Genomic DNA, 22,877 nt, shown 5'->3' on the forward strand with positions numbered 1-22,877 from the left:
GTCCCCGCGAACAGACCCCCCCCTCCGGGCCCCCGTTGCTGCCTTCAGTGGCGTTCATCGTGTTCCCACTCGACCGCCTTTGCTGGCCAACTGTCGACATCGACGACGCGCATCTCGACGGCCCGTACATGCCTCGATTGAGCCCCGCGCGACCCGCATGGACGCCGAACGGGCCCCGCGGGAAGCCGTCATCCTGTTGCAGCCCATCGTCGGCTTGGATCCGTCGATCCGGGGCCCTGCGTGCCCGCATGATTACCCAATGACGAAGCGCACGGAATACTTCTTCGCGCTATACGAGGGCTCCCGCGCTGAGCCCGGCGACCCCAACCGTAAGCCGACCGTCGCTGGCCCCCTCGCGAAACTGTGAATGCGCGGGTATCGGTGCATGCTGTGTGCTCGCGTCAACAGTTCGCCGGCGATGCAGCGCGACGTCGTGGCGCGTGCCGAGGCGGAGCGGCTGCGCGCTACCTCCACCAATCCAGCAGCCTGAACTCGTTGCCTCCACGCATCTCGACGTTTTCGCGGCCGTCGATGAAGACCGCAGGCATGTCCCACAGGGTTGGACTCTGCTCGTAGATGTGTGGTGGCCAAGTCAATTCTGGCCGCCAGAAGATCGCGGGCATCCACCACGCCGCCAGAGTTGGGCCCTGGTGGTCGTCGTGCTGCAAGCCTCGTGACGTGACGCCGATGATGTGGCCGTTGACATCGAGTACCGCGCCACCGCTCATACCGCCATGGGAGCCGCTCAGAACCTCGATTGTCGGATACGGTGCCAGCACCGTGTCGTGAATCGGGTGGCTGAATTCGCCAGCTGTCCCTTTCGATACGTACATCATGCCGGGTAGTGAAATGTGGTCGTCGACCGAATCCGCTGGTAGCGAGGGGTCAAAGCGGAAGCCCACGACTGTCACCGCTTCGCCGAGCGGTGGAATTCGGGTAGTGAGGGGTAGCACTCGAAAGTGCCGGCTCGCTGGTACGTCTGAAACCAGACGTAGACCAAGAAGTTGGAGGTCACCCGAGCCGGTCGAATCGGAAGCCGTCGCGTAGCACTCCCAGATGTCAGCTCCGCCATCGGAACGCAATCCGAAGCAATAGGGCTTTGCTTCACCGCGTTGTATTGCTTCCATGTGATCGGTGAATACGTGCTCTGCCGAGAGTGCAAGCCCGAGGCCGATCTTTACCGCAGTGCCGTCGACGGCGATTGTGTCGCCGTACTTGAAGCCGACGGCTAGGAGTGCGCCGTCGAAGATATCCCAATTGGTAACGCTCAGCGGCGCAGCGCCGGCTTCGACAGAACCCGCGTCGACCGGGGAGACGAACAAGGTGGACCCGGCCGGCTGGTCGGCGAGAGCATCGCCTGATGTGACTGCGCTGAGATGCCTATGGCCTTGCTCGGGACCGTCCGCCACGGCGCGATCGTAGCGCCGGCGTGGGCGCCTGTCAGACAACGACCTCCACGCCGGCGCCCCATTGTGCGAGAGCTACGAGGGCCCAGCGGCCATCATTGCCGCTTGTATCCACGATGACCAACGGGTCGGCTCGGCAACCGAGTGCAGACCCCCGACACCCCCATCTCCGAGAATGTTGGGTAAGGGGTGGGGGGCGACTTGCGCCTTGGTAGTCACGTTTTCCCGCGCTTGAGCATCTGCCGCGCGAGCCGCGACGCGCGCACGCTGTCGGGCACATGCTGCCCGCACGCATTCAGCGGTCCACTGACGCTTCTCGCTGCTCTTACGACGGTGCCGCAAGGAAGGCGTTAATGGATTCATACATGGCGATGGTTGCGGCTCGCTTGTCCTCGTCAATTCCCGAACCAGTCCAGAGACCTGGCTTCGCGGGTGTAGACCTTTCAGGCTTCGACCTAATGTCGTCCGCGGGGAGCACTGCCACATGGTAGCTAGGAAACGCTGCCTTGCATTTGTCCGCGTCGGAAGCCTTGTCGCCGTCGAAGACTGCCACCACCTTCTCGTATCCGAGGCTCGCCAAAAGTCCACAGATTTTAGATATGTTCCCTGATCCACCCGCGCCCCAGCCGTAGAACGAACCAGCCAAGCTCATATCAATTTCGGCACCAATTTTTGGGAAAAAGATGACGTCCTCTTGACCCTCGGTGATGATCACACCGTCCTCCACGAAAAATACCTCGCTGGCATGTAGGTCGAGAACGTGTGGAGCGTTATCGTTCTTGAGAAGCGTTATCAACGATTTGGCCGCATCGCGCGCCGCCTGACGCAGACACACACCTTCCTTAGGCCGTTTGTACGCACGGACTATTTCTGCTCCGTTGCCTATGTCAAACCAGTTCACAAAATACGGCGAATGTGTGGTGTAGATGACCTGAGCTTCGGCCGACCTCTCCGAGATGATTTCTCGGAGGCGGCGCTGGTATTGCGGATGCAGCGATAGTTCTGGCTCATCAATTGCCACAACGGATTTCGGGTCGAGATCGTACAGTGCCGACAACACCGAGAAGAGGCTCACGATGCCCTCGCCAACGCCTTCACTGCTGTGATAGTGGTCGTCAGTATCGAGGATAAATTTGATGAAGTATTGGCCCGTGTCGTGCTGATCGATTGTCCACTTTGGTGGCGTACCTCCCAGTACCCGACCTAGTAGCGCGTTGAACTTTTCGCGATCCGGCTGGCCCTCGGCAGCAATTTTAAAAATACGGCCGGTAAACGCAGAATTTAGTTGTTGTAGGCGATTCTCCGACGACGCGGGCGAGTTCCGATTGTAGCTTGTTCTATCGGTTGGCTCGTAGAGGCTAAAGTATGGATTAAACCCGCGACGGGATTGAACGATCCCAATGTCCATCTCTCCTGGCTGAATTTCTCGACGGGTGAATGATGTTTGTGCCCCTCCGGCTTGAACGGTCTCAAGGATGTTTACTCGGTGGTCCACAAATTCTGCCGTAAGACGAACAATCGAGTTGGAATACGAGTTGCGCTTGCCTAGGGCGTAGGTCGTCGGCTGGGTGGCGGCGAGTGCTGTTAGCGCTTCGATCACGGTAGACTTGCCGCTGTTGTTTGGGCCAACTACCACGGTTAGTCCACTTCCCGGAGTGCCATTGGGGATCGCGAGGTCAATGCGCTGCGGGTGTCGGAATCCACGGAGCCCGTCAATCGTCACTGATCGGATGTGTTCCATGCGTGCTTCGTAGCAGATCTAAGGCGTGCAAGGGCGATCCGAGGAACCTGGTGCGTCCGTGTCTTGAATGTGGCGTCGGGCCGCCAACGACTTCGGCGACGCGCGACGAGGTTTAGTCGATTAGTCACCTGGCGGTAAATGGTGAGCCGAACATGGCAAAGGCGGATGTCACCCGCAATGACTTCAAGTCAACCCATCGTGCCAAGAGTGTGTCAAGTCTCGCAGAAACAGGCTGTTAAGCGTTAGACGTCAGGGAACGTGTGCAGCGCCCTGAACTGGACGTATCCGGATTAGGCACAACCAACGATACGTCGTGAATGCAGCAATTCGCCATTTACACACCAGCGGTCGTCGCCTCGGCATGTACCACCGAAACAGTGCCCGATCAACGAGGCCGGCTGCGATAGGCCACGACTCGTTGACAACAGTTTTGACGACAACGCTGACGACAGTTGCGCGCTCAACTACGCCCACGACACCGTGTTCAGACCGCTAAACGGCCCGTTCACGGCGTCTGCCCAGTCCTGGCAGTGTGGAGACTAGAAGTTTCAGCAAATAGAGCGTGCCTCCTAGTAGCCGATGGCACGGGCGCACAGGTTGTCACGACGTTGTCACAACTAGGTTCGAATGCGGGGAGTTGATAGGGGACGGGTTGAGACGGTTTCGGCTGGTTGTACTGCATTGAGAGCCATTGCGAGACAATGTAATCCGGCCCATGTCCGACTGGGGGTCAAGTGGTCGCAGGTTCAAATCCTGTCAGCCCGACCAAGAAAAGAAACTCGCCGGCGAAGCCGAGCGAGTTTTTTCATGGTCGGGGGCAAGCCGGACTGCATCGCCGCTCGACGTCGCACGCCGGTCTCATGCCCGAGCCGCCCGAGTCGGTGCGGCGGCGGATCGGCGGCTGACCGCCCTAGACGGTATGAGGGCTGACTCGAGGCCGAAGGCCTCGGGCTGCAATCGGACGTGGGTTGCCGGTGACGAGTGAACACTCGCACTGGTAGAGCCACAGTTGCAGATCAGGAGGCCTCCGGTGAGTTTCAACGGTACGAGTGTCGGGTTGGACGTGCATGCGCTTTCGGTGGTTGCGCATGCATTTGATGAAGAGACGGGTCGGGTCGAGCGGGCGCGATTGTGTCCCGATCACGGCGAGATCCTGGACTGGTTGCACAGACTGCGAGGTCCCTTGCGGGTGGCCTACGAGGCCGGGCCGACGGGGTTCGGGCTGGCCCGGGCATTGACTGATGCCCAGATCGACTGCGTGGTCGCGGCACCGTCGAAGTTGATCCGCCCGGCTGGGGATCGGATCAAGACCGATGCCCGCGATGCCGCGCACCTGACCCGGCTTCTGCGGTTGGGCGAAATAACCGCGGTCACGGTTCCCGAGGCTGAGGTGGAGGCGGTGCGCGATCTGGTGCGGGCCCGCGAGGACGCCCGCGCCGATCTGATGCGGGTGCGGCACCGGCTGTCCAAGCTGCTGTTGCGCCAGGGCCGGGTGTACTCGGGCGGGAACGCCTGGACCGGGGTCCACGAAACCTGGCTGCGGCGGCAACGATTCGATGACCCCCATACCAGGGCGGCCTTCGACCATCACTTTGACGCGGTCCTGTCGGCGACTGCGGCGAGGGATCGTCTCGACGAGCAGATCGTTGCGGTCGCGGCCTCATCGCGATGGTCTGATCCGGTTGATCGGCTGGGGTGTTTGCGTGATCTCCGCATTAACCGGGCTGGCGTTGTCGGTGGAGATCGGTGATTGGACCCGGTTCACCGGTGCCTCGATCGGCGCCTACGTCGGATTGGTGCCCACCGAATACTCCTCGGGGGCCTCTCGGGTGCAGGGTTCGATCACCAAGGCCGGCAATGCCCATGTCCGGCGGTTGTTGATCGAATCGGCCTGGCACCACCGGGCGGCGTACCGCAATCCCGGTCCTGCGATGCGAGCCCGCTGGGCCAAGGTCGACCCCGCGCTCAAGGACCGCGGCCATGCCGGCAACCGACGCCTGCACCAACAATGGTGCCGATTCAACGAACGCAAGAAGCCTCACGTCGTGGCCAACGTCGCGGTCGCCCGTCAACTGGCCGGTTGGTGCTGGTCGCTGGCCACGCTGGCCTAAGCGTGGCCGTCCAAACTTGATTGGAGTCGGTCGGTCGACGGCGAGGTAGGCGAACTGGATCTGCGTTACAGCTATGAGCAACAACAGCATTCGATGAATGTTGATGTGACGCCCGTCCCTAGAGAGCAGCCACCGTTCGCGCCGAACCATCGTCTTGCGGTATCCAACCCGCGTATATCAGTCTGACACCCACCGTCGTTGATCAACGACCGCCGCGACACCGACTGACCCCGATCAAACGAAAGCCGCCCCGGCATCAAAACCGGGGCGGCTTTCACCTGCCTATTGACAAACGATGCCTACATATCAGCTGTACTGACCACGGACGTTGGTGACGGCGTGGTGAGGTGACAAGACGAAGACCTCCGAGTGAAGTGCGAACTGCCTAGGAACGCACCAACTCACCTCGGAGGTCTTCGTGTCTCACCGTAATGCCCCTTTGTCCGAAACCGGTCGCCTGCGGTTGGCTCGTTGCGTCGTCGATGATGGCTGGTCTTTGCGTCGGGCTGCCGAACGTTTCCAGGTGTCGGTGTCCACGGCCTCGCGGTAGGCGGGCCGCTATCGCGAGCAGGGTGAGTCGGGGATGGCCGACCGCAGCTCACGACCACACCACAGCCCCAATCGCACGCCTACACGCACTGAGCGGCGCATCATTGGCGTGCGCGTCACTCGGCGGTGGGGGCCAGCCCGTATCGGCTATCTGCTCGGGATTCATCCCTCGACGGTGCATCGGGTGCTGAGCCGCTACCGGATCGCCACGCTGCGCTGGCTCGACCGCGCGACCGGACGCGTCGTTCGCCGAATGGAGTCCGCATGCTGCGGAGACCTGGTGCACGTCGATGTCAAGAAACTCGGCAAGATCCCCGCCGGCGGCGGCTGGCGCATGGTGGGCCGTACGAAGGGCAACCGCAACGCCAAGACCGACAAGAGCAGCGGGGTGACCAACAAGTACGGCAACCCGGTCCGCGGCTACCACTTCATCCACACCGCCATCGACGCGCATTCGCGGCTGGCCTACTCCGAATTACTCGCCGACGAGGGCAAGGACACCGCCGCCGGCTTCTGGCGGCGTGCCAACGCCTGGTTCACCGACTGCGGCATCACCGTTCGAAAGGTGTTGACCGACAACGGGAACTGTTATCGATCGCACGTCTTCCGCGATGCCCTCGGCGATATCGACCATCGTCGCACTCGGCCCTACCGGCCGCAGACCAACGGCAAGGTGGAGCGCTTCCACCGCACTCTGGCCGACGAGTGGGCCTATGCGCGGCTCTACACCAGCGACGCGCAACGCCGCGACGAATACCCGCGCTGGTTGCACACCTACAATCACCACCGCGGCCACACAGCACTCGGCGGTCAAGCACCAGCCAGCCGTGTACCTAACCTCTCAGGTCAGTACACCTAGTTCGCCAGCGCGGCGCGCAGGTCGTCGGGAATCGGCATCGGCGTCGTCAGCCCGGCCGCCGTGCGCCCGGTGTTGCCCTCGGGGTATCGGCCAGCGATTGAGCCAGGGGCGGCAACGATGATCCGCACCACCTGACCGAGAGCCTCTTGACGGTCGCGCTGGCGTACAGCAAGGGCGAACATCGCGATGTGGTTGCCGGTGTGCAGCCACGGGTCGGGCTGGGAGACGATGTGCGCCCGTTCGAGGTGGTGCCACCGGGCGTCGTCGTTGACCGCGCATCTGGCCGCTGCCATCTCGGTGCGATAGACCGCGCGCGCCTGGTCGGTGATACGACTCATCGGTGCCTCTCCCTAGTCGTCGTCACAGCAGTCGTAACCCGCACGGGCCGGCGCGGACGTGGCGGAAATGGGCGCACAGCAAGTACGGCCCTTCAAGGCGTTGACGCCCTCGCGCACGGCGACGGCGGCGATGACCAGACCGGCGATGGGGTCGGCCCATGACCAACCGAACAGGCTGTTGAGGGCCAGGCCGGCGAGCAGCGCCGCCGACAGGTAGGTGCACACCAGCGTCTGCTTCGAGTCCGCCACCGCTGACAGTGAACCGAGTTCGCGCCCGGCTCGGCGCTGGGCGTAGGAGAGCACCGGCATGATGACGAGGCTGAGCGCCGCCAAGGTGATGCCGATGGTGGAGTGTTCGGCCTCACTGACGCCGAGCAGTGCGCGGATGGCGTCCACGGTGACGTAGGTGGCGAGTCCGAAGAACGAGAACGCGATGATGCGGAGCGCAATCTTCTCGCGCGCCTCGGGGTCGCGCCCGGCGAATTGCCACGCGACGGCCGCCGCCGAAGACACCTCAATCACGGAATCGAGGCCGAACCCGATGAGCGCGGTGGACGACACCCTCACGCCCTCGGTGATGGCCACGATGGCCTCGATGACGTTGTAGGAGATCGTGGCGGCGACGAATAGCCGGATGCGGCGGGCCAGCAACGCGCGGCGGTTGTCGGTGAGCGCCCCGGCGCGCACCGGGGAGGCCATCAGCCGCACCCGCAGATGGTGCCGTCGGGTCCGACGCACTGGCAGTGGGGGTCAACGGCGAGAACCAAGCCCATCAGATCGTCGAGGGCGTGACCGATGCGCGCGTCGGCCAACTCGTACCGGGTGCGGCGGCCTTCCGGCACGGCGACCACCAGGCCGCAGCCGCGCAGGCACGCCAGGTGGTTGGACAACATTTGTCGGGAGACGCCGATGTGGTCGGCCAGGTCAGCGGGATAGCTCGGCGCGGCGTTGAGGCTGAGCAGGATGCGGGTCCGCGTAACGTCCGATAGGGCGTGACCGAAACGAGCCAGCGCGTCGGTGTGAGCGAGTGTCTGCACCTCTTCAAAGTACACCGGAACGTGTATTCAGAAAACCCTTTACTGTTGCGACTTGACCTTCGAGTCGCGCGTACATGCGTCCCCGGCGGCGTGTTCGTCGCCGGCTCGCTGGCGTGGGGCATGGCGTTCGACGGCTTCCGGCCGGACCGCTGCGACGTTATTCAGCCAGCCAGCCGCTCGCAGAGTGGGGAGGTGCACTGCCTGTGACCTGTGGCGTGCCTCGGGGCCATCCGCCTAATTGGCGCGAGACGCGAGGGCAACATGATGGACACGATGCCGCGATTGGATCTCGCTGACAGTTCGATCTCGTTGATGAGGACACATGCCAGCAAAACCGTTCCACCTCGGATGGTTCCAGACTTTCCAGGCCAATGAGTGGAAGACTCCGTACACGCTCTCGGAGGGGGTTCCGTTCACAGGGGACTTCTACGTCGAGCTGGCCCAGGCGCTCGAGCGGGCCTGCTTCGACTTCCTGATGCTGGAGGACACCGTCGGGATCCCGCGCGGTCTGGAAGGCACCACGGCTCGCGCCCTTGAGAACGGAGACTCCTGTCCGAAACAGGATCCGGTGCCGCTGGCTGCGAAGGTCGGCGCGTTAACCCGGCAACTCGGCATCGTCGCGACGATGTCCACGACGTTCTACCACCCGTATGCGTTGGCGCGCTTGGCATCCACCATGGATTCGCTCACGAGTGGGCGCTTCGGCTGGAACGTGGTCACCAGCGCCAAGGACGAAGCGGCCCAGAACTACGGCCTCGATGAGATGCCGGAGCACGATCTGCGCTATGAGATCGCCGACGAGTTCGTGGAGCTCGTCAACGCGCTGTGCGACAGCTGGGAACCGGGAGCGATCGTGCGTGATCGCGAGAACGGGATCTACATCGATCCCGCAAAGGTCCACGACGTCGACTTCGTCGGCAAGCACTTCAAGTCGCGGGGTCCCCTGACGTGCGTCCGCTCACCGCAGGGGCGCCCCGTCTATCTGCAAGCCGGCGGGTCCCCCGCGGGGCGGGCATTCGCCGCCAAGCACGCTGATGCGATCATCGCCTGGGCGACGGGAGTCGAGGGGATGAAGGAATACCGAGCCGACATCCGCGAGCAGGCCGCCGCCGCTGGGCGCGATCCCGATGACGTGAAGGTGATGTTCCTGTTCTCCCCGATCCTCGGCGAGACCGAGGCGGAGGCGCGAGCCAAGATCAAGCCGATGAGCGAGGAGGAGATCCCCGCGCGGCTCAAGGCGTTGAGCTCGAACTTCTACGCGGACTTCACCAAGATGGATCTTGACGAGCCGGTCCCGTACTTCGTCACCCGCGGCGAACAGGGATCACTCGCCGGGTTCGCCCAGTGGGGAACCGGCAAGACGCTGCGCCAGTGCATGCAGGCCCGATCAGCAGGCGGCGCCAGCTCCTTCGAGGCCATCGGTACACCGGACCAGGTCGCCGACATCATGGCGGCCGCGATGGAAGAGGTCGGCGGCGACGGATTCCTGTTCCCCGGGGATGGGGGCTCACTGACTCGTCACAGGATCATCGAGATCTGCGACGGGCTGGTGCCGGCGCTGCAGGCGAGAGGCCTGACCCGGACGAGCTATTCACACACCCTGCTGCGGGACAACCTGCGGGCGTTCTGAGCCCTGATCCACCGAGGGTGATCGGATCGGCGATTCCGGTGCACGGGGCAGACCGGCGCCCTCTACTTGCCGTACTCGGCGCAGGCGTTGATCCGCTTGAAGTCATCGAGATCGACCATGACCGCCGCGAAACACGGTGCCCCGTCCCGCATGGCTTCGGCCACCAATTCCTCTGCCGCCCGGTAGAACCCGCGGCGGTTGCTTAGCCGACATTCGGGTGACGCCTTCAGTTGGGTTGTGCCGCAACCTTTGTCAGCTCAGGAACGCTGCCGGCGTCGATGGGTTTGCCGAAGTAGTAGCCCTGCCCGATATCGCAGCCGTGGTCGCGGAGCCAGGCCGCGGTGACAGCGTCCTCGATACCTTCGGCGACGACCGTGCTGTCCAGATCATGCGCGAGCTCGATGACTGCCCGGACCACCGCCGCGGCCCGATTGTCGGTCGTCACCGATGCGATGAAACGGCGGTCCATCTTGATCTCGTCGATCGACAGGTCGCGCAGATAGGACAGCGCCGAGTAACCGCTGCCGAAGTCGTCGATCGCCACCCGTATGCCCTGCGTGCGGAGCTGCCGCAGCACCGCGGTCACCACGTTGAGCTCAGTCAGGACCATGTCCTCGGTGATCTCCACGGTCAGCAACCCGGGCGGTAACGCGCGTCGTTGCAGTGCGTTCCCGAGGGTGTCGGGGAGCCGGGGGTCGTGCAGATAGGGCGCAAACAGATTCACCGCGACGGGCATCTGCCCGCCGGCAGCGGCCCAACGGGCCGCGTCGTCGAGGACCCGGTCGAGCACGAGATCGGTCACCGGTCGCATCAAACCGTGTTGGCGAACCAGCGATATGAACGCATCCGGACGAAGCGTCCCCAACTCCGGATGCGGCCACCTCAGCAGCGCCTCGACCCCCACCACGCGCCCGGTGTGCAACCCGAACTTCGGTTGGTACACCACATTGAGCCCGCCCGTGTCGACCGCACGGCGCAATTCGCCGAGCAACCGCACCTGCGCCGCGCCCTCGGTGTGGGTGCGGCCGGCGTCGTTTCCGGACCACTCCAGCGCCGCCGGGTCGGTGATGTTCATGTCCGCGGTGAAGGTGTGCACCCGCGACGAGCGGGACCGCTTCGCGATATACATCGCAGCATCGGCGCGCTTGACCAGTGTGTCCGGTGCCAGGTCCGGCTCGTCCTCGGGAGCCACCGCGACACCGACGCTCGGCCGCATCAACAGGTTCTGCCCGTCGACGACAAACGGCTTGTTGAACGCCTCGATCACCTGCTGCGCGAGCAGATGTGAATCGTCCACCTCGCTTTCCAGAAGCACGGAGAACTCGTCACCGCCGACCCGGGCCACCGTGTCACCGGGGCGCACACATTCGGAAATGCGCTCACCGGCAAGCACCAGCAAACTGTCGGCGGTCGGATGGCCAAGGCTGTCGTTGACCAGCTTGAAGTCGTCGAGATCCAGCGACACCACCGCGACCGAACGGTTGTCGCGCAACCTCAGCATCATCGCGTGCGCGAGCCGATCGTTGAACAACGTCTGATTGGCCAGCCCGGTCAGCGGATCCTTCAACGCCTGATCGGCCGCCGCCAACAGCAACCGCCGGTTCTCCCAGGCCGTCACCGACTGCCGCACGCACACGGTGGCGATGATGAACGGCACGATGACCCGCTCCAGCCCGGTCATGACGATGGTCGGTCCGATCGTCCCCGCCAGCAGCAGCGGGACGTACGGCAGCCACAGCGACGAATTGGACGGGACGGATACTGTGGTTGGCGAGGTGGGCGGCCTGGCATGAAGACTGAGCCGCGCCGCACCGGCGAACATGACCAGGACTGCGATCCAGCCGACATCGATGAGGGTGCCGGAAACGTAGTGGTCGTTGGCGACCATGTAGGCGAAAGCGCTGTCAGTGATCAGGCCGAGTCCGAGCGCGAAGGCAAGTATGTACAGCACGACGCGCTGGCGCGCATCAGCGCGGACGAGCACCGCGATAGCGACGGAGACGGCCACCACGTCCGCCGCCGGGTAGACCAACGCGACACCGAGCGCGAGGCCGTCGTCGCGGTAGGTCTCGTAGACGTCCCTCAGCGCGAGGATCCATACAAGCAGAAACAAGCACAATGCCACCGTCGCGCCGTCGAGCACGATGCGCAGTCGCGATTGGTGCCGCTCTGCGAACTGAGCCATCGCCACGGCGGCCAGCACCGGGAAAAGGAGATAGAAGACGTCTGCCGGCGATGGGAACGGGCTGGTATGCAGCACGTACTCGCTGAGCACCCAGATCAGGTCGCCGATCGCCCAGGCTCCCAGCGCCGCCGCCATCGTCGTCCATGCCGCGCGGCTTCGGCCTCCTGCCGACCGAGCAGCCAGGAACGCGCAGACAGTGGCATACGTCGAGAACGAGAGGGCGGCGAAGTCGGAGACCACGGGAGTCCATGCCGCACCGTCGCCGACCACGAGTAGCACCGCCAGTCCGACGGCCAGCCCGACGGGGGCGGCCGTCGATGGTTTCACCCGAGGCGGTTGTCGGCCAATGCCCACAGTTCCCATGCCTTACTGCTCAAACTCTGAGCGTTCTGGCAAATATATGCGCAACGGCCGTAGGAAGGAAATTCCGGCATCTGAGAAATTTTTCCCAGGCACGAGCTGGCGTGAACCGAAACAGGCCCGACGGCAGTCCCGTGCTGGCGAACTCGCCGCCGAGTATTCGCGCAGAGGTCAGTGGAGCCTGCGCTTCCCTGACGAAGTCGCCGATTTGCCGGACCTGCTGCCACATCGAGCGTAATTTACGGCGCAGCACGCCTCGGGGTGGTGAAACACCGAAGGTGCGCCGCTGCAGACGATCACCGGAAGGAACCCCATGGGCTACGCCAGGCACATCGGTCGCGTCGGAGCATTGGCGGTGACACTCGGGGTCGGGGTTGCCCTGGCATCACCGGGCGTCGCCTACGCCGAGCCGTCGACCTCGTCCTCTTCGTCGACCAGCGATACGTCGTCGACCAGTGCCTCATCGTCGACGGATGGCGCTGCCCGGACCGACAAGCGATCGGTCGACAGAGCCGATCGCGATGACTCTGATGATTCGGAGGCCTCCGGCCAGAACTCCACGTCGGACACCGACGCTGACGCTGACGATGACGAGGACACCACCGCCACCGACGAAGACGAGTCCGGCGGAGACGAAGCCGACGGAGACGAAGGGGCCAAGCAGGACCCGGGGAGCGATCGCCGGGCCTCCACCCGGTCAGCGGCCACCGAGGATGACAGCCTCCCGGCGGAGTCCGGCGAATCGCTGCAGGAGCCGCAATCGCTCGCAGCGGAAACCGAACAGGCCGCCGAATCCGCCCCGGCGACGTTCAAATCCCGCCCGGTCGCCGCGGTCGTGCCCGCCGTCGCGGCGGAGCCTGCAGCGGCACCGGAGCCGAGCTCAACGGTGGTGCAGGTGGCCTCCGCTGCGGCCTCACCTGCGCTGCAGCCGCTGGCGGAGCCGGCCCCAGAAGCGCCGCTTCACACCACGGCAGTGATGGCGGTGCTGGCCGCGGTACGCGATGAACTGGAGCGCAACACTCTGCGGCGCAGCGCGAACATGGTTGCTCCCCAAGCGGTTTCACTGTTCGCCGATCCTTCGCCCAACGTGCTGCTGATCGGCGTGGACGGAGCGAACCTGAGCCGGGTTCTCGACGACCCCACGAACTCGAACTTCTTCGGCCTGATCCAGGACGGCACCACGGCGCCGGCCAGCATCGCCGGGCACACCACCATCTCAAATCCTTCTTGGTCGTCCATCTTGACCGGCGCGTGGGGAGAGAAGACAGGGGTGATCAACAACATCTTCACCCCGTGGACCTACGACAACTGGCCGACCGTGTTCAACCAGCTCGAGACGCTCAACCCGGACATCGCGACCACGGCCATCGCCAACTGGAACGTCATCTCCGCCATCGCCGCCGCCGGTTCCGCCCCCGCAGACACCGTCATCAATGTGTCCCAGATCCCGGGGGACACCAACTGGTTGCTGACCGACGACGCTGTCGGCGACGCCACGGAAGCCGCGATCGCCGCGGCCGACGCGGACATCCCGAACTTCCTGTTCAGCTACTTCGTCGGCGTCGACGAGAACGGGCACCTCTACGGCGGGGCGTCACCGCGGTACGCCGAGGCGCTCAACAACTTCGATCGGAACCTCGGGGAGATCCTGCAGGCGGTCAGCGACTGGGAGGCACTCACCGGCGAGCAGTGGACCGTGATCATGGTGACCGATCACGGCCACCAGCCGCAGAAGGGCCTCGGCCACGGCTTCCAATCACCCGATGAGACATCGACTTTCGTCATCGTGGAGAACCCGGACATCTTCGCCGTCGGCGCCATCAACCTGCAGTACGAGATCGTCGACGTCACCCCCACGGTGGTGACGCTGTTCGGTGGCGTCCCAGCGCCCGACGCCGACGGTGTGTCGGTGACCGACCTCGGCGACAGCAACGTCGTCCCGGTCAATGACGACGACGCCCTTCGGGGTGCGCTCCAAGACGTCATCGACATGTACGGCTATCCCGACATCGGGACCCAGATCGCTCTGGGCGTGCGCACCGTGTTCGCGTCGGTGCCGTACTTCGTCGACGAGATCACCATCGGCCTCACTTCCGCGCTGCAGGGGATCGCCGACCTGGAGATCTTCCTGATCAGCCCGCTGGCCGCGTTGGCGATCGTGCCGGTGCAGTTCATCGGCGATCTCGTCTACGTGGCGACGAACGTGGTGGCGCAGATCGTGGCCCGGCTGACGGGGGTGACCGGTGCGAGCATCTTCCCGCTGTGGCCGCCGGCCCCGCCGTCGTTCCCCTCGACACCGGAAGAGGCCACGATGCTTGATGCGCTCATGGTCTGCGGGTCACCGGGATCGGCTCAGCCGGCGTGGTGCGGCGACGCCCTGTCGGCCTGAATCAGTACGGCGGCTTGGGCTGCATGGAGCCGATGTAGTACTTCTCCTCGCCGGTCGGGTACCCGCCGCCATTGGTCGCGATGTGGACGTGGTCGAAATGGTTCAGGGTTTCCGAGCCGTAGTCCGCGGTCCAACTGGGGGCGCCGATGCCGGGGTAGTAGCCCTGGCGCCAGATCACGTGGAGTATCCCCCAGCGCCGGGCGTTGGCCAGCGCCAGCCCGGCGATCTGGTTGCCGAGTTCGATGCCCTCTTCGGTGCCGTGGTTCGGGATCATCACGTCGATCGCCAAACCGTTGGGATGCCACTTCAGCGGGTCCTGCCGGAACCCGCCGATCGTGGTGATCTCGGGAAACATCATGCTGATCGCCCGGGCCGCCCAGATGGTCTTGACCTGCAGGCCCGCCTCCGGCGTCACACCGGCCGGTAGCGCAAGGTCGAACACCCGGGCGTCGACCGGGGCGCTGGCCGCCATCAGCTCGGCCGCCGCGGGAGCAGCGGGGGACGGGCCCGGAGCCGGCTCGGGCTGCGGACTGGCCGTGGGGGCCGAGGGGTTCTCGGCGCAACACGCTGGGTCTGAGCCCTGGGCGGAGATCATCGCGGCCGAGACCACCAGGGAGGCGGCGATCGCCAACCATCGGCCTCGGCCGTTGGCTAACAGATTTCTGCCCACAGACAGCACCATAGAGTGTCGCGTGCGACGCGTGTGGCAATCACGGTCAACTTTTTGCTGCAGGTCCTCGCCGATCCGTTCAGACCTGCCTGAACAACGTCTCAGTTGGGCAATCACCCGTGCTGGATGGCAGACCCACCATAGGGTTGGGCACGCCGTCCCCGAGGAGGCCCGCGACTCATGAGTGGATGGCTGGTCACCGCGATTCCGTCCTGGCTGCTTCTGATCGGTCTGGTGGTTCTCCTCGCCGGCGGCGCGGTGCTGATCCAGCGAACCGTCCGCCGGCGGTTTCCGGCACTGGCGGCGGGGGACCACAACGACGTCACCAAGTTCACCTACGGCTTCATCGGCTTCGTCTACGCGTTCTTCATCGGCTTTGTCGTCTCATCGATGTGGAGCCAGATCAACGCCGCGGACGGCAACGCCCGCGCAGAGGGCGCGGCCGCAGTGCAGATGGCCCGGGATGCAACGGTGTTCGCCACAGCGGACGCTGCGCGGGTCCGGGAGAGTCTGCTGGCATACGAACTGGCTGCCATCGCCGAGTGGTCCGCAGGCGACCATCGATCCGCCGATGCCGACGCTGCGCTCGCCGGTGTCTACACCGCCTACGGCCAGGTCCAGGCCGACACCGATCTGCAGAAGGTCCTGCTCGCGAAGTCGCACTCCAACCTCGACACGATCAGTCAAGCTCGAACCGTGCGGATCCTGGCAGCACGGGAAAACACCGGACCGCCGTGGCAACTGTGGACCATCATCTTGCTGACCAGCGCGATGGTGCTCGGGACCGTCATCATCTACGGAGTCGAACGCCCCCGCCTGCATTACTCGATGGTGGCCGTCGTCGGGATCATCGTGGCCGCCAACCTCTTTCTGGTGCTCGAGTTGGCTCACCCGTTCATCGGTGCGGTGGCGACATCGCCGGCACCACTGCACGAAGCGGTCCGGGTGCTGTCGGGACCGGGTACGTAGAACGCGAAACCGCCGTGCACCGCACCCCGGAAACCTAGGCTTCCCCTCATGCCGATCGACCGTGCCGCGCTCGTCGCGGGCAGCATCCGCCTGGCCTCAGGTATCTCGTTTCTCGTCGACCCGCTGCGGGCGAACCGCCTCTGGGGCGACTCGCAGCAGCCGACGCCGTCGAGCCAGTTGCTGCTTCACTCGATGGGCTACCGCGACGCTCTGATCGGGGGGCTGCTCGCCACGGCGGCGCTACGGGGCAAGGACACCCGGGGTTGGTTCCTGGCCTCCGGCGGCGCCGATGCCGCCGACCTGCTCGGCGGCTCCCGGGTGCACGACGGCCTGACCCGCGGCCAACAGATCATCGGTCTGGGCGGCGCGGTCGTCGGAATCGGGGTCGGGCTGTGGGGCGCGACGCGGCGGCGGCCCACCCCGGCATCCGTCGCTGCCCAGACCCGCTGAGCGCCGCTTCCGAAGCCGCTCCCGACGACGCCGTCGGCGGGGCTGCTGCGCTACGTTGGTACCCACTCACAGATCACAGTGACTGACGCGGAATGCCCTCGAACCACACCGTACTGACGCCGGGAGAAAACACCACATGAGCGCCGAGCAGCCGACCATCATCTACACGCTGACCGACGAGGCGCCGCTGCTTGCGACCTACGCCTTTCTGCCCATCCTCCGGACCTTCGCCGACGCAGCCGGCATCGATGTCAAGACCACCGACATCTCCGTCGCGGCGCGCATCCTCGCCGAGTTCTCCGACTACCTGACCGAAGAGCAGCGGGTGCCGGACAACCTCGCGGAGCTGGGCCAGATGACCCAGCTGCCGGACACCAACATCATCAAGCTGCCGAACATCAGCGCCTCGGTGCCTCAGCTGCTGGCCGCCATCAAGGAGTTGAAGGCCAAGGGCTACGACCTGCCGGACTACCCCGGAGAGCCGAAGTCCGACGAGGAAAAGGTCATCAAGGAGCGCTACGCCAAAACTCTGGGCAGCGCGGTGAACCCGGTGTTGCGGGAAGGCAACTCGGACCGCCGGGCGCCCAAGGCGGTCAAGGAGTACGCCCGCAAGCACCCGCACAGCATGGGTGAGTGGTCCCAGGCGTCGCGCACCCACGTGGCGACCATGAAGCACGGCGACTTCTACCACGGCGAGAAGTCGATGACGCTGGACAAGGCGCGCAAGGTCAAGATGGTGCTGACCACCAAGTCCGGCGAGACGATCGTGCTCAAGCCCGAGGTGTCGCTGGACGAGGGCGACGTCATCGACAGCATGTTCATGAGCAAGAAGGCGCTCTGCGAGTTCTACGAAGCAGAGATGGAAGACGCCTACAAGACCGGCGTGATGTTCTCGCTGCACGTCAAGGCGACGATGATGAAGGTCAGCCACCCCATCGTCTTCGGGCACGCGGTCAAGGTGTTCTACAAGGACGCGTTCGCCAAACACCAGAAGCTGTTCGACGAACTGGGCGTCAACGTCAACAACGGCCTGTCCGATCTCTACAGCAAGATCGAGTCACTGCCGGCGTCGCTGCACGAAGAGATCATCCGGGACCTGCACGCCTGCCACGAGCACCGGCCCGAGCTGGCCATGGTTGATTCCGCCCGCGGGATCTCGAACTTCCACTCACCCAGCGACGTCATCGTGGACGCCTCGATGCCCGCGATGATCCGGCTGGGCGGCAAGATGTACGGCGCCGACGGCCGGACCAAGGACACCAAGGCCGTCAACCCGGAGTCCACCTTCTCCCGGATCTACCAGGAGATCATCAACTTCTGTAAGACCCACGGCCAGTTCGACCCGACGACCATGGGCACCGTGCCCAACGTCGGCCTGATGGCCCAGAAGGCCGAAGAGTACGGCTCCCACGACAAGACGTTCGAGATTCCCGAGGAGGGCGTCGCCGACATCGTCGACATCGACACCGGCGAGGTGCTGCTGACCCAGAACGTCGAAGAGGGCGACATCTGGCGGATGCCGATCGTCAAGGACGCGCCGATCCGGGACTGGGTGAAGCTGGCCGTCACCCGTGCCCGCGACTCCGGTATGCCGGTGGTGTTCTGGCTGGACACCGAACGTCCGCACGAGGCCGAGCTGCGCAAGAAGGTCAAGACCTATCTGAAAGACCACGACACCGAGGGCCTGACCATCCAGATCATGCCGCAGGTGTGGGCCATGCGGTACACGATCGAGCGGGTGATCCGCGGGCAGGACACCATCGCCGCGACCGGCAACATCCTGCGCGACTACCTCACCGACCTGTTCCCCATCCTGGAGCTGGGCACCAGCGCCAAGATGCTGTCGATCGTGCCGTTGATGGCCGGTGGCGGGCTGTACGAGACCGGCGCCGGCGGCTCGGCGCCCAAGCACGTCCATCAGCTCCAGGAAGAGAACCACCTGCGGTGGGACTCGCTCGGCGAGTTCCTCGCCCTCGGTGCCAGCCTGGAGGATCTGGGCAACAAGTTCGGCAACGAGAAGGCGACGCTGCTGGCCAAGACCTTGGAGGCCGCGACCGGAAAACTGCTGGACAACAACAAGGGGCCGTCGCGTAAAACCGGTGAACTCGACAACCGCGGCAGCCAGTTCTACCTCGCCATGTACTGGGCGCAGGAACTCGCCGAGCAGACCGAGGACAAGGAGTTGGCCGACCATTTCGCCCCGCTGGCCAAGGCTCTCTCGGACAACGAGGACACCATCGTCGCCGAACTCAACGAGGCTCAGGGCAAGCCCGCGGACATCGGTGGCTACTACTACCCGGACCGCGAGAAGACCACGTCGGTGATGCGCCCGAGCAAGACCCTCAACGAGACTCTGACGACCTCGGGGGGCTGATCGCAGCCCGCCAGCAATCCCACATTTGGGACACGTCGCCGCATTTTCCCTGTGACGCGCGTAACATCCGTCGAACACTCGCCGATAGAGAGCAAATAACGGCAGTCGACGTCTGGGAGTGGCTATGCGTCTGGTACTTGGTGTCTCACTGACCGCATCGAGTGCGGTGTGGGTGCTCGTCGACACCGTCAACGGCAAGATACTGGCCGAAGAGGTGGTCAACCTCGACTCTGTGGACGAGATTGCCAGGGCCACCGCTCGCAGCGTGCAGGCGTTCGACATGCAAACCGAGCACGATGTCGAGGGTGTCCGGATGACCTGGAGCGACGATGCGCGCCAGCACGGCATCCGGCTCAGGACGAAGCTGCGGCTGTTCGGCTTCGAGATCGTGGAAAGCGTGTCGGAGGACGCAGCGCGCGAAGGCCGCAACAAGACCGCCCGCCACCTCGCCCCGCACCTTGCTCTGGCCTACGGAGCTGCCCGAGCAGACCTCCACGGCGACGACGGCCGAGGGGTGCTGCGGCGACTCGCCGGACGGGTGCCCATCCGGGTGGCCGCCGCGGTGTGTGCGGTGGCGCTGGTCGGAGTGGGCTTGTCGGCGTTTGTCACCATGTCGCCGTCCGACCCGCCGGTCAGCACGGCAGCTGAAGCCACCCCGCCGCAACCCGAACTTCCGGTCCAGCCGATCCGGCCGGCACCACCGGCACCCGCGGCCGCCCCGCAGGCCGCCGCGCCGCAGGACATCGCTCCACAAGCCGTTTCTCCGACGGAGGTTCCGGAACCGTCGGCCACGCCCGAGCCGGTGGCCGCGTGGCAGCCGGCCACCACCGAGGCCCAACCTGAAGTCGCCGTGGCCGCCCAGGACACGGCAGAAGCGTTGACGGATCCGACCGTGCCTGCGGCTGCAGCCGCGGTACAGGCGACGACCCCGACCGCCGTCGGGGTGCCGCACCTGCCCGGCGCGCGGCCGGTCGTCGGGCCGGCCCAGGCGCAACCCGCGCCGGCAGCGCCCCGCCCTGCCCCGGTCGCGCCCAAGCCGGTCAACAACCTGGCACCGCCGCCGCCGCCGCTGCCGCCGGTGCTGTCCAGCCTCTTCGACGCACTGCCCTGACCTGTGGGGCGTCCTCGCCGAATCTGGTAGTTCTACTCATCCGCCGCGCCGGGCAGCCAGGCATGCTGGCCGCATGGCACTGAACCCTCCCAGGCGTGACCGCGCCGTCGACGTCGCCAGGCTCGCCGCGTTGCTGGTCGTGGTGTTCGGGCACTGCGCGCTGCTGCTGGCCACCATCGACAGCAGCGGTGTCCGGATCGGCAACCTGATCGGCGAAGTCCCCGCGGTCGCCCCGGTCACCTGGATCGTCCAGGTGATGCCGTTGTTCTTCCTGGCCGGTGGTGCCGCCGGAGCCTACGGTTACCACGCCGGGACACCGTGGGGCACCTGGCTGTTCACCCGTGCACAACGGCTGTGTCGCCCGCTGTTCTGGTATCTGGCGGCATGGTCGGTGGGCCTGCTCGTCGTGCGCCTCACGCTGGGCGTCGACTCCGCCCGAGCCCTCGGGCGGGAGAGCGTGGCGCTGCTGTGGTTCCTCGGCGTGTACCTCGTTGCGCTGGCCTTCGTGCCTGCGCTGACGCGGCTGCGTAGCGAAGGCGCCGTAGCGATCGTGCTGGTGGTCCTTCTCGCCGCGGCGGCGATGACGGACAGGCTTCGGTTCGCTGTCGACGCGCCGCAGGCCGGGGTCACGAACTTCGTCATCGTCTGGTTGATCCCGGTGCTGGTCGGGGTTGCGTATGCGCGCCGGCTGATCGCTGCACGGGCGGCGGTCGTGGTCGCGGTCTCGGCGTTCGCCGTGCAGGTGGCGCTCGCCACAGCTGGTCCCTACGAGGTCTCGCTGGTGGTCACCGGGGCGGAACGGATCTCCAACACCGCGCCGCCCACGCTGCTGCTCGCACTGCACTGCACCTGGATGTCGTTCGCGTTCGTCCTGATGGCGGGGGTGCTGCAGCGGTGGGCCGAGCGGCCGCGGGTGTGGCGGTTCGTCGCGGCCGGCAACGGGGGAGCGATGACCCTGTACCTGTGGCACATTCCCGCCATTGCGATCGCCGCCTTCGGCCTGCACGCCGTCGGTCTGGACGCCTATGACGTGGCGGCTCCGGACTTCTGGAGCCTGCTCGGGCTGCGGGCCTTGGTGTTCGCGGTGGTGATGGGCGTGCTGTTCCAGCTTCTCGCGCCGCTGGAGCACCGCCGCCTGCCGTGGTGGGATACCCCTGCCGCGGCCACCGGCGCCCGCGCCACCGCTGCCGGCGCGCTGATCTGCGCCGCCGGTGTCGCGCTGGTGATGATGGCGAAATTCGGTCTGAGCGGGGCGTCGGGGTGGACGGCTCTGGGCTGCTTCGCCGCCGCCGCGGCCGGTGCCCGGTTCTGCGCCGGCGCCGGCGCGGTCAGCGACCGGAGGGCACCGAGATCAGTCGGCTCCCGGCAGCCTTGATCGGATCCGGCAGCACGCGGGCGACGGTGCCCATGACCTTCGAGGGGATGGACGCGGCGACGACTTGGCGGTCTCCCCGCATCAGCGCCTCGAATCCCTGCTCGGCCACCTCGGCAGGATCATCCTTGGGCATGATGCCGACCGGGGTGTCGAGCATCTTGGCCCGGGCGAAGAAGTTCGTGTCCGTGGGTCCCGGCAACAACGCCGTCACGGTGATGGAGGTGTCACGCAGCTCGTCCTGGAGCGCCTTGGCGAACGACTGGACGAAGGACTTCGACGCGTTGTACACCGTCTGATAGGAACCGGGCATCATCGACGCCACCGACGAGGTGAGCAGCACCCTGCCCTCGCCCCGGTTGGCCATGTCCCGCAGCACCAGCTTGGCCAGATGCACGGTCGACCGCACGTTGAGGTCGACGATGCTCAGGTCGTCTTCGAGTTCGCTCTTCAAGAACATGTCGCCTCGTCCCAGCCCGGCGTTGAGCGCGGCGGCGGACAACTCCCGTCCGCCGTCGACGGTGCTCTCGAACAGGTGCTGCACACCCTCGGCGCTTCGCAGGTCCACCTGGACCGGTTGCACCGCCACTGCGAACTCGGACAGCTTCTCGGGGACACCGTGGATACCGTCGTCCTCCGCGGCGACCACCAAGTCGTAGCCGTTGCTTGCGAATTGGCGAGCGAGTTCGAATCCGATACCGCTCGATGCCCCGGTGATGAGTGCCAGCTTTGTGTGTGTCATCCACTCGCCATACCCGGACCTGCGCCGGCCCAAAGCCGCTTTTCGTGTTCGGGATGACACGAGAACTTTTTCGGCGCAATACTTGATCCCGTCCAGAAAACGCGCCAAGATTGAGGACGATGTCCGAACATCCCGACTATGCCGACGCATTGAAGTCGGCTGCACTGCGCGTCACCCGCCCCCGGATGGCGGTGATGCACGCGGTGGAGCGGCACCCGCACGCAGACACCGAGGTCATCATCGATGCTGCACGTGAACAAGTTCCGGACATCTCGCGGCAAGCGGTGTACGACGTGCTGAACGCCCTGACCACCGCCGGTCTGGTGCGCCGGATCCAGCCCGCCGGATCTCTGGCCCGTTACGAATCCCGGGTGGGTGACAACCACCACCACATCGTCTGCAGATCATGCGGACTCATCGCCGACGTCGACTGCGCGGTCGGCGAGGCGCCGTGCCTGACGCCATCTGACGACCTCGGTCTGCTGGAAGGCTTCGACGTCGACGAAGCCGAGGTCATCTACTGGGGGCTCTGCGCCGACTGCTCGCCCTCACATGTATCCCGATCACACCCGTGATCACAGCCC

The 22,877-nt window shown here is 65.2% G+C and carries 17 protein-coding genes and 3 pseudogenes; 11 read left to right on the forward strand and 9 right to left on the reverse strand.

The window, feature by feature from the left end; genetic code table 11:
* Window positions 1-464 precede the first annotated feature (464 nt).
* Both G6N53_RS18600 and G6N53_RS18605 read right to left on the reverse strand, forming a co-directional pair.
* The gene (locus G6N53_RS18600; protein ID WP_163890816.1) at window positions 465-1,409 is read right to left on the reverse strand and encodes a trypsin-like peptidase domain-containing protein; all 945 of its coding nucleotides are present in this window, start codon (window positions 1,407-1,409) and stop codon (window positions 465-467) included.
* A 322-nt stretch (window positions 1,410-1,731) separates the two neighbouring features.
* Complete coding sequence (locus tag G6N53_RS18605) at window positions 1,732-3,147, reverse strand: ATP-dependent nuclease (RefSeq protein ID WP_163890818.1); 1,416 nt, start codon at window positions 3,145-3,147, stop codon at window positions 1,732-1,734.
* A 1,030-nt stretch (window positions 3,148-4,177) separates the two neighbouring features.
* On the opposite strand from G6N53_RS18605, the pseudogene G6N53_RS18610 reads away from it, so the two are divergent.
* Window positions 4,178-5,258, forward strand: a pseudogene (locus G6N53_RS18610) (IS110 family RNA-guided transposase).
* A 418-nt stretch (window positions 5,259-5,676) separates the two neighbouring features.
* Window positions 5,677-6,666: pseudogene (locus tag G6N53_RS18615) on the forward strand (IS481 family transposase).
* Here G6N53_RS18615 and G6N53_RS18620 read toward each other — a convergent pair.
* From G6N53_RS18620 to G6N53_RS18630, 3 genes are read right to left on the reverse strand one after another with little or no spacing between them, the layout of a single operon-like run.
* A complete protein-coding gene (locus G6N53_RS18620) occupies window positions 6,663-7,004 on the reverse strand; it encodes a DUF3703 domain-containing protein (protein WP_163890821.1) in 342 nt (113 codons plus the stop codon). The pseudogene G6N53_RS18615 and the gene G6N53_RS18620 overlap by 4 nt on opposite strands.
* A gap of 12 nt (window positions 7,005-7,016) precedes the next feature.
* The gene (locus G6N53_RS18625; RefSeq protein ID WP_163896071.1) at window positions 7,017-7,703 is read right to left on the reverse strand and encodes a cation efflux transmembrane domain-containing protein; all 687 of its coding nucleotides are present in this window, start codon (window positions 7,701-7,703) and stop codon (window positions 7,017-7,019) included.
* Window positions 7,703-8,041 (reverse strand): ArsR/SmtB family transcription factor, encoded by a 339-nt coding sequence (locus G6N53_RS18630; protein WP_163890823.1) that lies wholly within the window; start codon window positions 8,039-8,041, stop codon window positions 7,703-7,705. Before G6N53_RS18630 ends, G6N53_RS18625 begins: the two co-directional genes overlap by 1 nt.
* Before the next feature lie 84 nt (window positions 8,042-8,125).
* On the opposite strand from G6N53_RS18630, the pseudogene G6N53_RS18635 reads away from it, so the two are divergent.
* Both G6N53_RS18635 and G6N53_RS18640 read left to right on the forward strand, forming a co-directional pair.
* Window positions 8,126-8,248 (forward strand): annotated as a pseudogene (locus G6N53_RS18635) (hypothetical protein); the annotation flags it as partial.
* A 115-nt stretch (window positions 8,249-8,363) separates the two neighbouring features.
* On the forward strand, window positions 8,364-9,671 hold the full coding sequence (locus tag G6N53_RS18640) for an NtaA/DmoA family FMN-dependent monooxygenase (RefSeq protein ID WP_163890825.1): 1,308 nt from the start codon (window positions 8,364-8,366) through the stop codon (window positions 9,669-9,671).
* 62 nt (window positions 9,672-9,733) lie between these two features.
* On the opposite strand, the gene G6N53_RS30460 is transcribed toward G6N53_RS18640, so the two are convergent.
* Both G6N53_RS30460 and G6N53_RS18650 read right to left on the reverse strand, forming a co-directional pair.
* Complete coding sequence (locus G6N53_RS30460) at window positions 9,734-9,901, reverse strand: diguanylate cyclase domain-containing protein (RefSeq protein ID WP_163896073.1); 168 nt, start codon at window positions 9,899-9,901, stop codon at window positions 9,734-9,736.
* Window positions 9,898-12,183, reverse strand: coding sequence for a putative bifunctional diguanylate cyclase/phosphodiesterase (locus tag G6N53_RS18650; RefSeq protein ID WP_308206920.1), 2,286 nt, complete (start codon window positions 12,181-12,183; stop codon window positions 9,898-9,900). Before G6N53_RS18650 ends, G6N53_RS30460 begins: the two co-directional genes overlap by 4 nt.
* Window positions 12,184-12,529: 346 nt before the next feature.
* On the opposite strand from G6N53_RS18650, the gene G6N53_RS18655 reads away from it, so the two are divergent.
* Window positions 12,530-14,605, forward strand: coding sequence for an alkaline phosphatase family protein (locus G6N53_RS18655; RefSeq protein ID WP_163890830.1), 2,076 nt, complete (start codon window positions 12,530-12,532; stop codon window positions 14,603-14,605).
* A 1-nt stretch (window position 14,606) separates the two neighbouring features.
* Here G6N53_RS18655 and G6N53_RS18660 read toward each other — a convergent pair whose 3' ends face one another.
* Window positions 14,607-15,287, reverse strand: a complete 681-nt coding sequence (locus G6N53_RS18660; protein ID WP_237166574.1) for a VldE C-terminal domain-containing protein — start codon at window positions 15,285-15,287, stop codon at window positions 14,607-14,609.
* Between the two features lie 168 nt (window positions 15,288-15,455).
* On the opposite strand from G6N53_RS18660, the gene G6N53_RS18665 reads away from it, so the two are divergent.
* From G6N53_RS18665 to G6N53_RS18685, 5 genes are all read left to right on the forward strand, one after another.
* Entirely contained in the window at window positions 15,456-16,244 is a 789-nt protein-coding gene (locus G6N53_RS18665) for a bestrophin-like domain (RefSeq protein WP_163890834.1), read from the forward strand.
* 48 nt (window positions 16,245-16,292) lie between these two features.
* Complete coding sequence (locus G6N53_RS18670; RefSeq protein WP_163890836.1) at window positions 16,293-16,694, forward strand: DUF4267 domain-containing protein; 402 nt, start codon at window positions 16,293-16,295, stop codon at window positions 16,692-16,694.
* Window positions 16,695-16,830: 136 nt separating this feature from the next.
* Window positions 16,831-19,068: an NADP-dependent isocitrate dehydrogenase gene (locus G6N53_RS18675; protein WP_163890838.1), complete on the forward strand. Its 2,238-nt coding sequence runs from the start codon at window positions 16,831-16,833 to the stop codon at window positions 19,066-19,068.
* Window positions 19,069-19,192: 124 nt separating this feature from the next.
* Window positions 19,193-20,179 (forward strand): DUF7159 family protein, encoded by a 987-nt coding sequence (locus G6N53_RS18680; RefSeq protein ID WP_163890840.1) that lies wholly within the window; start codon window positions 19,193-19,195, stop codon window positions 20,177-20,179.
* Between the two features lie 73 nt (window positions 20,180-20,252).
* On the forward strand, window positions 20,253-21,554 hold the full coding sequence (locus G6N53_RS18685) for an acyltransferase family protein (protein WP_163890842.1): 1,302 nt from the start codon (window positions 20,253-20,255) through the stop codon (window positions 21,552-21,554).
* Here G6N53_RS18685 and G6N53_RS18690 read toward each other — a convergent pair.
* Window positions 21,508-22,293: an SDR family NAD(P)-dependent oxidoreductase gene (locus G6N53_RS18690; protein WP_163890844.1), complete on the reverse strand. Its 786-nt coding sequence runs from the start codon at window positions 22,291-22,293 to the stop codon at window positions 21,508-21,510. The genes G6N53_RS18685 and G6N53_RS18690 overlap by 47 nt on opposite strands.
* 119 nt (window positions 22,294-22,412) lie before the next feature.
* Here G6N53_RS18690 and G6N53_RS18695 point away from each other — a divergent pair, with 119 nt between their 5' ends.
* Entirely contained in the window at window positions 22,413-22,868 is a 456-nt protein-coding gene (locus G6N53_RS18695) for a Fur family transcriptional regulator (protein WP_163890846.1), read from the forward strand.
* Window positions 22,869-22,877 lie beyond the last annotated feature (9 nt).

It is taken from the genome of Mycolicibacterium hippocampi (genome assembly GCF_010723735.1).
Lineage (GTDB): Bacteria > Actinomycetota > Actinomycetes > Mycobacteriales > Mycobacteriaceae > Mycobacterium > Mycobacterium hippocampi.